The organism is Microcoleus sp. FACHB-831 (assembly GCF_014695585.1).
Lineage (GTDB): Bacteria > Cyanobacteriota > Cyanobacteriia > Cyanobacteriales > FACHB-T130 > FACHB-831.
The window spans coordinates 1-13604 of record NZ_JACJON010000057.1; the positions used below are offsets into that span (position 1 = coordinate 1).

The following is a 13604-nucleotide window of genomic DNA, read 5'->3' on the forward strand; positions in this document are numbered from 1 at the left end:
ACCTACAACATCGTTGCAGCACACGGCTACTTCGGTCGCTTGATATTCCAATACGCTTCGTTCAACAACAGCCGTTCCTTGCACTTCTTCTTGGGTGCATGGCCAGTAATCGGGATTTGGTTCACCGCGCTGGGTATCAGCACGATGGCTTTCAACCTCAACGGCTTTAACTTCAACCAGTCGGTTATCGACAGCACCGGTCGCGTTATCAATACTTGGGCTGACGTAATCAACCGCGCTAACTTGGGTATGGAAGTAATGCACGAGCGCAACGCTCACAACTTCCCTCTCGACTTGGCGGCGGGTGAGGCTGCTCCTGTTGCTCTTCAAGCTCCAGCTATCAATGGCTAAGAATTAGAATCTAGTTAAATAAAAAGCGCTCCCTGATATGGGGGCGCTTTTTGTTTTGGGTTAAACTCTGGGATCGTTGGTGCGTCAGAGTTATCAAAGTGCCAGGGAAATTATAAAACGTCGCTAGGGGTACGCTTCCCTGGGTTACAAAGTTTCAATACTTGGGAACACTGAGTATAGATCTCATCAGCTAGTTGTTCTCAAGTTATAGATGAATGATATCCATCGATACTACGAAATCCTTGGTGTTGAACCCGGTGCATCACAGGCAGAGGTTAAGCAAGCGTATCGAACTCTGGCTAAGACGTGGCATCCAGATTGTTTTCCTGACGATCCTCTGATGAAACAGAAGGCAGAGGAGGAAATTAAAAAAATTAATGACGCTTACCAACAGGTAAAGTCATATCAATTTACCGATGGGATCGATTCTCCAAATCCAACTTCTCAAACAAGGGTTTATTCAGATTCAGCCAATGCTGAAACCCACTACAACCAAGGAATGGAGAATGTCCAAAGCCTAAAATATGAGGAAGCCATTGAGGAATTTAGTAAGGCCATTCGTATCGATCCCAAGTATATTGAGGCATACGAACAGCGGGGGCTTGCCTGCGCGAAACTTGGATATGAGTATAGAGCCGCTTCGGATCTAGGGAACGCTTCACGACTTAAGCGGACAGAGAGAAAGACAGCAACCCAAGCACCACCGCCGCCACCAAAAGAGCGATCGCAGCCGAAACCACAAACAAAACCTGTATCGGAGCCAAAGCCGCCAACATCAGCATCGACAGAGGAACCCTCACCCTGGAAATGTGTAAGCACCCTGAGAGAGCATTCAGACGTAGTTGCTGCTGTTGCCATCAGCCGGGATGGAAGGACTCTTGCCAGTGGCAGCTTTGACAAGACTATCAAGCTGTGGAATTTAGGTACAGGAAGGTTAATCCACACCCTGAATGGGCATTCCGACCGGGTTCTTTGCGTCGCCATCAGCCACAATGGAATGACTCTTGCTAGTGGCAGCTTTGATAAGACTATCAAACTGTGGAATTTGGGTACAGGCAAGTTAATCCGCACCCTTGGCAGTCTCTTTTCTGGACATTCAGACAAAGTTTATTCTGTCGCCTTCAGCCCAGATCGGCTGACGCTGGCTAGTGGTAGCGCTGACAAAACCATCAAGCTGTGGCAGATAGACACTGGGAAGGAACTCTGCACCCTCACGGGAAATTTAGCCTCAGTTGTGTCTATCGCCATCAGTAGGGATGGCAAGACTCTTGCTAGCGGCGGGTTGGAAGAGCCTATCAGGATTTGGCAGATGAGTAGCAGCAAATTAATTCGGCGGATTTCAGGGAATTCTAGCTATGTTGTATCTCTCGGCATTAGCCCGGATGGTCAGACGTTAGCCACTGGCAGCGTCGATCGTAGAATTAGGCTGTGGGATATGAATACGGGCAAAGGTTTCGACATCCTCAGAGGGCATTCAGGCGAGGTTGATGCGATCGCCTTCAGTCCGGATGGCAAAATTCTTGCTAGTGGTAGTGCTGACAAAACCATCAAGCTATGGCAAATGGACGGTGGTAAGGAAATCTGTACCCTCAAGGGGCATTCCGACAGGGTTTGTTCCCTTGCCTTTACCCCGGATGGGAAAACTCTAGTTAGTGGTAGTTTTGATAAGACCGTTAAAATTTGGCGGTGCGATTGAGGTTTTGATAGCTATCCAATCAGCAAGCTACAGCCAAAGGATCGCTCTCCTTTGAAGCGGGGAAAACTTACCATAGAGTAAGTCCGCATCGCTTTCCCCTATGAGCTATTGCCTCAATCCCAATTGCCAAAAACCTACCAAAAACCTACCTCAAACTAGGTTTTGCCAAAGTTGCGGCACAAAGCTACTGCTGAAAGACCGTTACCGCGCGATCGCTCTAATTGGACAAGGTGGATTTGGCAGAACCTTCTTAGCAATCGATGAGGACAAACCCTCAAAACCGCGATGCGTCATCAAACAGTTTTTCCCCCAATATCAAGATACTAATAGCGCCTGGAAAGCTATAGAGTTATTTGAACAAGAAGCCCTGCGGTTAGATGAGTTGGGCAAACATCCGCAGATCCCCGAACTTTTCGCCCATTGTCAGCAAGACGATCGCCTTTACATCGTCCAGGAATTCATCGAAGGACAAAACTTAGCGGCTGAGTTAGTAGAAAAAGGCGCTTTTTCTGAAACTAGCATCAAAAGCCTGCTGAATGACTTATTACCGATGCTGCAATTCGTCCATAGCAGGCAGGTAATTCATCGGGATATTAAGCCAGAAAATATCATCCGTCGTTCATCTGATGGAAAATTAGTATTGGTAGATTTTGGTGCAGCCAAATATGCTACAGCAACAGCCCTAAGTAAGACAGGAACCAAGATTGGCAGCGCGGGTTATGCTTCTCCCGAACAAAGCTTTGGTAAGGCGGTATTTGCCAGCGATCTCTACAGCTTGGGCGTAACTTGCATTCATTTGCTTACGCAAATCCAGCCTTTTGATTTGTATGACGCCAACGAAAGTGCATTTGTGTGGCGACAGTATCTAGTTAACAATCCAGTGAGCGATCGCCTGGGGCGCATTTTGGATAAAATGACTCACAACGTCGTCAAGCGTCGCTATCAGTCAGCAGAGGAAGCGATCTCCGCTTTACTAAAGTTAGAAACCCCGCAAACACCATCTAATCCTAAACCAACCTCGAAAAATGCTTCCGCAAATTCAATTCATCAAAATCAAAACCTGTCCCAACTGCGGAATACTATAAAAACTATCTCAACAAAGGTATCAACAAAAGTATTGGAAGAAATTGCCTTAGATTGGACTTGGTTTAGCCTTCACTATGAAGACTGTATAGAACTATATGCGCCCCGTACAACGGTCGCCGACTATATAGCTGCACATCCAACATGGTTTCATCGCTGCGCTTATCCCATGAAAGCGTCACCCATCGGTAATAACGGCTACGATTTACTGATCGGACGATATGGGGCCTTTAAATATGAAATAGAGGTGAGAATTGGCTTAGAAATGCTACCACCAGACGAGCAAGGAATTTATCAGATTAGTAGCGTTCCTTTGCCAAATTATACGGCTCCAGGCTATCAAGTGGATTTTCAAGGGAGTTTTGAGTTAAAGGAAGTTCCTATCGATCCTACGACTCTGGAGTTTGAGACAAAGCCTGGAACGGGTAAGGCGCAGCTAACCTCGGTGATGACTAGATGGGAGTGGCGGTTAAACCAACAAGTGGGGGTTCAGTTTCCCAAGTTTATTCGCGCTATGCCTCAGTCTGTCGTTCGCAGCACGGGCGATCGCTTGTTACTCCAAATTGCCCGAGAAGTCTCGCGTCGTTTAGCTAACAAAGTGCAGGCTGATTTCCACAACACTTTAGACATACCTTTTCCTAAGAAATCTCACAAAAAATAGGTTATGCGTTAGCGCGTTGGTGTAGCATACGTTAGGCATTTGCCCTCTAGCTCGGTTTTTTGTACCGCGATCGCGCTTTCTTGATGATATTTTGGCTCCAAAGCGCTGCGATCGCACCATAACAGCTAAAATCAAGCTTAGTCTATTTTTTTATCCACAGGGTTTAATTGTCTGATGAAAAGCGATGCTTTATTAGACGAGTTACTCGACTCGCCTAAACTTGTTTTGTACTTCAACGAACTCCAAAATATTCTTCAAAGAGAAAGCGAACGACGCAAAGAATTTTATGCCACTTTCATTGATAACGAAAAAGTTGAATTTATTAATGGAAAAATTGTCTTTTACTCTCCTGTAAGCATAGGATACAACAAAGATAATTTATTATTGCTCCGCCTCATCAGCGTATTTGTAGATAAGTATGACTTAGGCTATGTAGCTCATGGAAAGATTATTATTTCTCTGACTCGCAATGACTATGAGCCAGATATTTGCTTTTTTAGTAAATCTAAATCATCACAATTTAGTCCTGGGCAAACTCAGTTTTCTGCCCCCGATCTTATTGTCGAGACTTTAACAGACAGCACAGAAAAGCGAACTAAGGAAATTAAAATAGCTGATTACGCCGCTCATAAAGTAACGGAATACTGGTTAATTAACCCTGAAGAACAGGCGATTGAACAATATATTTTACAGGGCGATCGCTATCAATTAAAAACTAAATCAACTTCGGGAAATTTGCAGAGCGTAGCAATTACTAACTTAGAATTTCCCGTTCGAGCCATTTTTGATATTGCTGAAAACTTGAACTCGCTACAAAGTATATTGCTATCTTCATCCGATTAAAGTAGTCGCTGGGGCAAAAAGTAACCTATAAATCTTAACGTGCTAGGTAGCCTCCATCAATTGCAAGTGCCTGTCCGGTAATAAATGAAGCTCCATCAGAACAAAGATAGACAACAGCAGCAGCGACCTCTTCAGGAGTTCCAAGTCTACCAATTGGATGCGCTGCATTCATTTGCTGACGAAACTCAGAATTTGCACCCGGTTCGCCTACTAAACGATCCATAAAAGGAGTTTGTATCCCTCCCGGACATACGGCATTAACTCTTATTCCTTGCTGTGCATATTCGAGCGCAACTGATTTAGTAAATCCTACAACTGCGTGCTTGCTAGCACAATAAAGGGCAACACCTGCGCCGCCCGCAAGTCCACCCACAGAAGCATTATTCACAATAGAGCCAGAACCTTGCTTGAGCATTGCCAAAATCTCATATTTCATGCTCAAGAACACGCTCCTGAAGTTTGTATCCATAATCAGGGCGTAGTCGGCGCTGGTTTTATCAGCTGTTAGTCCCGGTGTTTAATCTATTCCCGCATTATTAAATGCACAATCAAGGCGACCGTACATTTCATTTGTTTTATCAATTAATGCCTTAACACTATTTTCATCGGTGACATCAGTTTGGATAAAGTAGGCATCACCCCCGGAAGCTTTGATGGTAGAAACGACTTCTTTGCCTTCCTTCTGTCGTCGCCCAGCAATAATAACTTTGGCTCCAGCAGTAGCAAAGGCGATCGCTGTAGCTCTTCCAATGCCAGAAGTTCCACCTGTGACTAGAGCAACTTTGTTTTCCAAGCTCGATGTCATGCTTCGTCTCTAATTGAAATAATATTCAAAAATCTACTACGTCTAATACCAATAAAAAATTTCTGTAACAGATGTTTTGGTAACAAAAAATAGGGTGGGCAGTGCCCACCCTACAAAACTATTCAGCAGCGCTCGGAGTGCGTAAAACTTCTTCAGGAGATTGGGCTTGAAGAGGTCGAGGCGTTGAGGTTTGCAGACTTTCGGCGTTGACAGCCGTCCATTCGGTATGGAAGAACCCAGCCTTGTCGGTGCGCTCGTATGTATGGGCACCGAAGTAGTCGCGTTGAGCTTGAGTGAGGTTTTGTGGCAAGCGATCGCGTCGATAACTATCAAAGTAATCCAAGGACGCGCTAAATGCCGGAACTGGAATTCCTAGCTTCGCCGACTGCGCCAACACTTCGCGCCAAGAGTCCTGCCGATCCAAAATCGTCTGCTTAAACTCAGGAGCTAACAACAGGTTTGGCAACGCTGGATTTTCCTTGAAAGCTGATTTAATTTTATTCAAGAACCCAGCCCGAATAATACAGCCACCTTTCCAAATCCGCGCCGTTTCACTCAGATTTAGATCGTAGGAATAAGCCCGCGACGCCGAACTTAATAGCGCCATACCCTGAGCGTAAGAGCAGATCTTTGAGCAATAGAGAGCATCGCGGATCTGGTTGATAAAGGTTTTGGTGTCTCCCTGATACTTACCGCTAGGGCCAGTTAACACTTCTGATGCAGCCACCCGCTCTTTCTTATAGGAAGACATGATCCGAGCGTTAACCGCCGCCGTCATCGTTGGAATGCACACACCCAATTCTAAGGCACTCTGCACCGTCCAGCGACCCGTGCCTTTCTGACCAGCCGCATCGAGAATTACATCTACTAAGGGCTGATGAGTATCGGTATCGAGGTACTTGAAGATATCCGCCGTAATCTCAATCAAATAGGAATTGAGTTCGTCGGTAGTGTTCCATTCTGCAAAAATTTCGTGCAGCTGCTGGTGGTCAAGTCCCAAAACATTTTTGAGCAAGTCGTATGCTTCGGCAATTAGCTGCATATCGCCATACTCAATGCCGTTGTGTACCATCTTGACGTAGTGACCCGCACCACCAGGGCCAATATACGTCACGCAAGGGCCATCATCCACCTGAGCGGCAATTTTGGTAAAAATTGGCGATAGATACTCGTAAGAGCTTTTTGTGCCTCCTGGCATCAAACTAGGGCCATTTAGCGCCCCTTCTTCACCGCCGCTGACGCCCATACCGATAAATCTGAACCCCTCTGGTTCTAACTCGCGGGTGCGACGAGCGGTATCGTCAAACAGGGAGTTTCCACCATCGATGATGATGTCACCCTCTTCTAAAAATGGTTTTAGCTCGTTAATGACCGCATCCACTGGCGCACCAGCTTTCACCATAATCAGGATTTTGCGAGGGCGCTCTAGAGACGCCACAAAGTCCTTAATGGTATAGGCTGCTACGACATTCTTGCCCCCGGCGCGTGCCGACATGAAGGCGTCGGTTTTTTCTGCTGTGCGGTTGTAGACGGAGATGGGGAAACCATTGCGCTCAACGTTCAGCGCTAAGTTTTCGCCCATGACTGCTAGACCGATCACACCAAATTGTTGTAGTCCCATAAGATTCTTTGCTAACTCTGCAATGCAAGAAGCGTCACTTTTTATTCAGGGTAGCCCGATCCCCTGAGTTGTCACGTAAAGAAGATGTTAAGAGTGTGTTACGCGAGCAATCTCGTCAACTCTAGACAGATGATTTATTTCTGTTTGTATCCAAGTCAACAATCTCCACGCAAATTCAGCATCTACCTATTAGGTAATGCCTGGCGCAAGTAGATACAACCTAAGAGTGAAAAGTTTTTTGCTCCCGCTTAGGTCTAAAGTAGTTAACTAAAACATTGGAGATTTTTGAGCCATTGTTATTTAGGCTACAAAAAATTATTTCTTACAACCACCATAATTAATAACTTGTTCCAGATTTAATTTGCCCCCGCACTGGCCAAAAGTCTTTAAGGGTATGGATTTCCTTTCTTTTAACTTTTGGCTTGTAACTTGCTTAATGGCTGCTATTTGCTAATACCATCATTCTCAATAGCAGTGTAAGCGTCTTGGGGTAACAGTCCCAGCCAAGGATCGGAACTTGGTGTGAGGAAAAGTTGTGCATAAACCCTTTCGTTTAGCGTCTCAATATTGTTTGTGCCTATTCCTCGAATAAACCATTCGTGGATTTGGCTGTGTAGCTGGTACTCGTTGCGAACTGTGTCCAAAGCCATGTAATTTTCAAATTTTTCAATTACAGGTGGCTGTAAATTACTGTTTTTCTGCTGCATCAGCGCTTTGCTGTTGCTGTCTAGACGGGCAGTGACGGCGTGCAGTTGGGCAATCTTAGTCCAGTTTTCCTCATCTCCTGTCGCCTTGGTGAGTGCCTCGCGGTTGTTTCTTACAGCGTTGGTGATGGCTGTAAGAAGGGGATTTTCCACCACCATTTTAGACATTGCTATGGGAGCCGCCTGTTGTGCTGTGGGTGGCTTGTCGGTGGGATTGGGAATTTTCACAAGTTCGGGTGGCGATGATATTCCCAGTTTTGATAAATCTGCCACCCAGTTTGCTTGAATTTCAGCAAGGCGATCGCTATGCCATTTTGTTAAAAAATCCTCTCTTTCTTGCCAGCCGAGCTTGGTATAATCTTTTACAGCTCGCTCTGCTTTAGACAATTCTTTTAAGAATGTTCCAGGGCCATACAATCCCGGCAAAGCATCTATTGGACGACCTTCGGAATCAAGGATGTAGTGAATGCTGTTACCCGTAATCGTGCTTTGCATCTTGCGGCCATCACCGAAGTCGATAGTAACTTTAGGCACGGGGCGCACGGATTGCCAGTGGAGGATGAAGCGATCGCGCAGCACCTGAGAAACTTCAGCATTGGGATAAAGTGCGGTGCGGAAAAATCGACTGTTAGCGCAACTTAAATCTTCATCGAGTCTACCCAACAACCGCAACGAGAGGATGGGTTTGCCGGTCGCCTTGGCTGCTGCCTTGGCTTGTTGTAAATCGGTATACCAGTACAAGCGGGAGGCATAGCAGTCGCGCTGTTGACAGATGGCATCGAGTGCTTGGGATTGGCGTTGTTGTAACTTATCGCCGTATGTGTCTAAAAATATTTTTATGCCCTCTTGCCCTTGGGAACGGAGCATCGCGATCGCCCTTGCAGACTCGGAGACATTTCCAGATACAGCGGCGCGGGCAAGTTGTTGTGAAGATGTTTCAGCATGCACCGAAATATTCCAGCCAAATCCGAGAGTGACAAGCATCGTAGCCGAAATTAAAGCGTGCGATCGCATAAAAGCCTCCCATTTTCTGCCAACTATCTCAACAAGATGTTAACAAACTGCCCAGATTGAGCAGTAAAGTTGTATTTATTCGTCAGACACAATAGAAAACACCAATAAAATATGCTGGTATACCTTCTGGCACTAGCTGTAGCTCTTGGTAGCTTGGCGATTTATTTAGCCGCTTTCTTCTTCCCCGAAATCCATCGAAAGAATGATTTTATCTGGAGTGGAGTGGGAATGTTCTATGCCCTGGTTTTATGGGTGTGTGCCGGACGCATAAGCGGAGGTGTCATGCTCGGTCAAATAGCTAGCGTGGCATTACTCGGTTGGTTAGGCTGGCAAAGCTTGACTTTAAGATATCAACTCACGCCACCAGCGCAACGAACTCCTGTAAGCCAAGAAGTGCTAAAGGAAAAACTGGCAAATTTATCAATTCCTGAAAAATTAGGCGGACTGTTCTCTACCGTCAAAGACAAGGCACAACAGACTCTGACTAGCGTTAAAAAGGACAAAACCAAGGCTGATGCTGCACCGAGTCAAAAGCCTGCGCCCTCCCAAGCGCTTAAAGATGCCATAACTTCGTCAGGTGGTCAGGTCGTACCATCAACCCCGGCGGTGAGCGTGCAAGTAGAAACGCAGACACCGCCGACACAAGCGATCGCTAGCCTAGAGACACAAACCCCGCCAACAGACAATGTAGAAGCATCGCCGACACCAGCGATCGCTAGCCTAGAGACACAAACCCCGCCAGCAGAAACCGACACTCCCGGACTGGTTCCACCCAACCCACCGCCGCCGGAACTGGTAGAAGCAGCCATAGAAGATGCTGAAGCTAAAGGAGTCGAGAGTTCGCCCCCACCTGTTGAAGAACCACCCGAATTCAGCGAAGTACCGCCAACAGCGGAAGCAAATCAGCCGTTAGACAACCCACCGAATCCAACTTAAAATCTACTGAGTCCGAAGGGTGGGAGGGTAATAAATCTTAAATTACTTATGCCCACCTAAACTAACCTGTCGTAAAGATGCGATCGCACTGGCGTCAGGATTTTTGCCAGACAAAGCCGATGTTTTTAGCTACCAAATTTTCACCACTATGAAAATTTGGCTCTAATGTAAGAAAACTGCGCCAAGCCCAGAACAAAAATAAAAACAACTTGCTATTTGAGATGGGCAATTCCGCGCAAATTCTATAATAGTCAAATAAGCACTGCACCCTTCACCCATATTGCACTGTGACAGAATCAGGAAACTACAAAAACACCGTAAATCTCCCCAAGACGCAGTTTGATATGCGAGCCAACGCTCTCAAACGGGAACCGGAAATACAGCAACTTTGGGCAGAGCAACAGATTTATGAACGGCTGTCGCAGAACAATCCGGGTGAAATTTTTATTTTGCACGACGGGCCGCCCTACGCCAATGGTTCTCTGCACATTGGTCACGCCCTGAATAAAATCCTTAAGGACATAATCAATAAATACCAGATGCTCAAAGGGCGCAAAGTTCGTTACGTCCCCGGTTGGGATTGTCACGGCTTGCCAATTGAGCTGAAAGTTTTGCAGGATATGAAGCAAGAGGAGCGGCAAAACCTAACTCCTCTGGAATTGCGCCAAAAAGCCAAAGATTTTGCCCTTAAAGCCATAGACGAGCAGAGAAAAAGCTTCAAACGCTATGGAGTTTGGGGTGATTGGGAGAATCCTTATCTGACAATGACGCCAGAATATGAGGCGGCGCAAATTGGGGTTTTTGGTCAGATGGTTTTAAAAGGGTACATCTATCGCGGACTAAAGCCAGTTCATTGGAGTCCGAGTTCCAAGACGGCGCTAGCTGAAGCTGAGTTAGAGTATCCAGAAGATGCCGAAGGTCGCCCCACTCACGTATCGCACAGTATCTACACAGTATTTGCGATCGCCAGTTTGTCGGAAGCGGTGCGACCCTTGCTGGCTGAATTTGTGCCAAATTTGGGCGTAGCAATCTGGACGACAACGCCTTGGACAATTCCAGCAAACTTAGCCGTCAGCCTGAATCCAGATCTAACTTACGCTGTAGTTGAGGCAACACCGCTTAACCCCGCCTTAGCAAGACCAGAAGAACAAGAAGCGATCGCGTCTGTTGAGTCAGAGGTTGCACAAGAAAACGAAGTTGCTCTTGCCCAAGCACCAAAATACCTAATTGTTGCCCGCGATTTAGTAGAAAAATTGTCGGCAACCCTGGCCACTCATCTAACAGTAAAAGCCACCGTTAAAGGCAGAGATTTAGAAAATTGCACCTATCGTCACCCGCTATATGACCGCGAAAGCCCCATTGTCATCGGCGGCGATTACGTCACGGCTGACTCCGGTACTGGATTGGTTCACACCGCTCCCGGACACGGGGATGATGACTATAAGGTAGGTCAGCGCTACGGCTTACCCTTGCTGTCGCCAGTCGATGAAAATGGCAACTTCACGCAAGAAGCGGGACAGTTTGCTGGGTTGAACGTACTGGGTGATGGCAATCAGGCAGTTATTGATGCGCTGGCTGCTGCTGGATCGTTGCTAAAGGAAGAACCTTACCGCCACTCATACCCCTACGATTGGCGCACGAAAAAGCCCACAATCTATCGCGCAACCGAACAGTGGTTTGCATCAGTTGAGGGATTCCGGGAAGAAGCCTTAAAGGCGATCGCTAGCGTTAAATGGATTCCCTCTCAAGGAGAAAACCGCATCAGCCCAATGGTCGCCCAGCGTTCCGATTGGTGCATATCTCGTCAACGCAGCTGGGGAGTACCGATTCCCGTCTTCTACGATGAAGAAACAAACGAACCGCTGCTGAATGAAGAAACTATCTCCCACGTCCAAGGAATTGTTGCCGAAAAAGGTTCCAATGCTTGGTGGGAATTGTCGGTAGAAGAGTTATTACCAGAGTCTTATCGCAATAACGGTCGTACCTACCGCAAAGGTATGGATACGATGGATGTTTGGTTTGACTCTGGCTCGTCTTGGGCTGCTGTGGCAAATCACCGCCAGGAATTACACTATCCGGTTGATATGTATTTGGAGGGATCTGACCAGCATCGCGGTTGGTTCCAGTCCAGCTTGCTCACCAGCGTCGCAACTAACGGCGTTGCTCCCTACAAGACTGTTTTAACTCATGGCTTCGCTTTGGATGAACAAGGTCGCAAGATGAGTAAGTCGGTAGGAAATGTTGTCGATCCAAATGTGGTGATTGAGGGCGGCAAAAATCAACAGCAAGAACCAGCTTACGGCGCTGATATCTTGCGTCTGTGGGTGTCTTCGGTGGATTACACCTCAGATGTGCGCGTTGGTAAGAATATCCTCAAGCAGTTGGGGGATATAAGAGGCAAAATTCGCAATACAGCTCGGTTTTTGCTGGGGAGTTTGCATGATTTTGACCCAGCTAAGGATGCGATCGCTTACGAGGAATTGCCAGAACTCGATCGCTATATGCTGCACCGGATAACTGAGGTGTTTACTGAAGTTACTGAGGCGTTTGAAAGTTATCAGTTTTTCCGCTTTTTCCAGACTGTGCAGAATTTCTGCGTCGTTGACTTGTCGAATTTTTATCTGGATATTGCGAAAGACAGACTTTATATCAGTGCGGCGGATAGCTATCGGCGTCGCAGTTGTCAGACGGTTTTGGCGATCGCGCTAGAAAATTTGGCAAGAGCGATCGCGCCTGTCTTGTGTCACATGGCTGAAGATATCTGGCAATATGTCCCCTACCCAACTCCTTACAAATCGGTGTTTGAATCCGGTTGGGTGAAGTTGGAGGACAAGTGGAAGAATCCAGAATTAGCAACAACATGGGAAAAAATACGGGAAGTTCGCACCGAAGTTAATAAGGTGCTGGAAAAAGCACGAACTGAAAAAGCAATAGGTGCTTCCCTAGAAGCTAAGGTTTTGCTTTACGTGGCTTCTTCCGAGTTGCGTTCGTCACTGCAATCTCTAAATCCCACCCCTGCTCCTGCTGTGGAACAAGCCTCTAGCGTGTCGTCATTGCAAGAGGACTTATGGCAAGATTCCCCAAATTCGCTTGATGAGGTGGAGACAGAGGAAGATGCTTCTACAACAACAGAGGTTCATGGTGAAGTTTATACACCAGTCGCGCAGACAGTAGACAATCTTTGGATGCAAGCTTTAAATCAGATAGTGCAGCCATTTACGCGATCGCCATACTATTTGGGTAAAGTTGTCAAAGAATACAAAGCTCTACTGGCAGCGGCGATCGTGCTACCGTTGTCGCTATTGCCAATTAGTTTGCTGTTGGCGCTGGTAAACAGCATTAATAAGACTCCTCTACTAGCAACTGTTTTTGAACTAATTGGTATTTGGGTTACTGCTCGTTATGCTTTCAGCGACGATGGTAGCGCATTGGCTAAGCAGTTGCGATCGCTGATCAAAACTGCTTTCGCTACAAAGCCCCCAGTTGAGCAATCCCTGTCGGGAAGCGCAGGCGAGGAACTAGCAGCGACGATAGTTGATGAAAACCTAACTGCTAATCCTGACGCTGTTAAGCAACCAGAAGTGAGGGTTGAACCAACCCTAAGCACCCCCTCACCCGCCGCAACGGGTGAGCCAAGTTCGACGAATCCTGTAGATGAACTGCGCTACCTGTTTATTACCTCTCAAGTTGAACTGGTGGAATCACCAGCAGCTTTGGAGAAAGCGCAGTACAAAGTGCAGTCTAAGGATATCGGAATTGGCGTAGTGAAAGCAGACGGGCAAAAGTGCGATCGCTGCTGGAACTACTCGCTTAACATCGGCAAATCAAGTTTGCATCCCCTACTCTGCGAACGCTGCGTTCCAGCATTAGAAGGAGAGTTTTAAGTCTGT

Annotated in this window: 7 protein-coding genes and 2 pseudogenes; 6 read left to right on the forward strand and 3 right to left on the reverse strand. The window is 46.7% G+C overall.

Going from position 1 to position 13604, the window contains the following annotated elements:
* The 4 genes and pseudogenes from H6F77_RS14660 to H6F77_RS14675 form a co-directional block, all read left to right on the forward strand.
* Positions 1-351 (forward strand): annotated as a pseudogene (locus H6F77_RS14660) (photosystem II q(b) protein); the annotation flags it as partial.
* Positions 352-562: 211 nt separating this feature from the next.
* Positions 563-2047: a WD40 domain-containing protein gene (locus H6F77_RS14665; protein ID WP_190489435.1), complete on the forward strand. Its 1485-nt coding sequence runs from the start codon at positions 563-565 to the stop codon at positions 2045-2047.
* 100 nt (positions 2048-2147) lie between these two features.
* Entirely contained in the window at positions 2148-3791 is a 1644-nt protein-coding gene (locus H6F77_RS14670; RefSeq protein WP_190489436.1) for a DUF1997 domain-containing protein, read from the forward strand.
* Between the two features lie 174 nt (positions 3792-3965).
* Entirely contained in the window at positions 3966-4634 is a 669-nt protein-coding gene (locus tag H6F77_RS14675; protein WP_190489437.1) for a Uma2 family endonuclease, read from the forward strand.
* Between the two features lie 34 nt (positions 4635-4668).
* Here H6F77_RS14675 and H6F77_RS14680 read toward each other — a convergent pair.
* The 3 genes and pseudogenes from H6F77_RS14680 to H6F77_RS14690 form a co-directional block, all read right to left on the reverse strand.
* Positions 4669-5439 (reverse strand): annotated as a pseudogene (locus tag H6F77_RS14680) (SDR family oxidoreductase).
* Between the two features lie 118 nt (positions 5440-5557).
* Positions 5558-7060, reverse strand: coding sequence for an NADP-dependent phosphogluconate dehydrogenase (gene gnd / locus H6F77_RS14685; RefSeq protein ID WP_190489438.1), 1503 nt, complete (start codon positions 7058-7060; stop codon positions 5558-5560).
* A gap of 443 nt (positions 7061-7503) precedes the next feature.
* Positions 7504-8778: a hypothetical protein gene (locus tag H6F77_RS14690; protein WP_190489439.1), complete on the reverse strand. Its 1275-nt coding sequence runs from the start codon at positions 8776-8778 to the stop codon at positions 7504-7506.
* 111 nt (positions 8779-8889) lie between these two features.
* On the opposite strand from H6F77_RS14690, the gene H6F77_RS14695 reads away from it, so the two are divergent.
* Both H6F77_RS14695 and ileS read left to right on the forward strand, forming a co-directional pair.
* Complete coding sequence (locus tag H6F77_RS14695; protein WP_190489440.1) at positions 8890-9714, forward strand: Ycf66 family protein; 825 nt, start codon at positions 8890-8892, stop codon at positions 9712-9714.
* A gap of 287 nt (positions 9715-10001) precedes the next feature.
* Positions 10002-13598 carry an isoleucine--tRNA ligase gene (gene ileS, locus H6F77_RS14700; protein ID WP_190489441.1) on the forward strand — a complete coding sequence of 1199 codons (3597 nt, stop codon included), beginning with the start codon at positions 10002-10004 and terminating at the stop codon, positions 13596-13598.
* Positions 13599-13604: the final 6 nt, after the last annotated feature.

Bases quoted from the DNA above. Each gene is read 5' to 3' on its own strand.
- H6F77_RS14665 (WP_190489435.1), top strand. From the start codon at position 563: ATGAATGATATCCATCGATACTACGAAATCCTTGGTGTTGAACCCGGT.
- H6F77_RS14670 (WP_190489436.1), top strand. From the start codon at position 2,148: ATGAGCTATTGCCTCAATCCCAATTGCCAAAAACCTACCAAAAACCTA.
- H6F77_RS14675 (WP_190489437.1), top strand. From the start codon at position 3,966: ATGAAAAGCGATGCTTTATTAGACGAGTTACTCGACTCGCCTAAACTT.
- gnd (WP_190489438.1), bottom strand. From the start codon at position 7,060: ATGGGACTACAACAATTTGGTGTGATCGGTCTAGCAGTCATGGGCGAA.
- H6F77_RS14690 (WP_190489439.1), bottom strand. From the start codon at position 8,778: ATGCGATCGCACGCTTTAATTTCGGCTACGATGCTTGTCACTCTCGGA.
- H6F77_RS14695 (WP_190489440.1), top strand. From the start codon at position 8,890: ATGCTGGTATACCTTCTGGCACTAGCTGTAGCTCTTGGTAGCTTGGCG.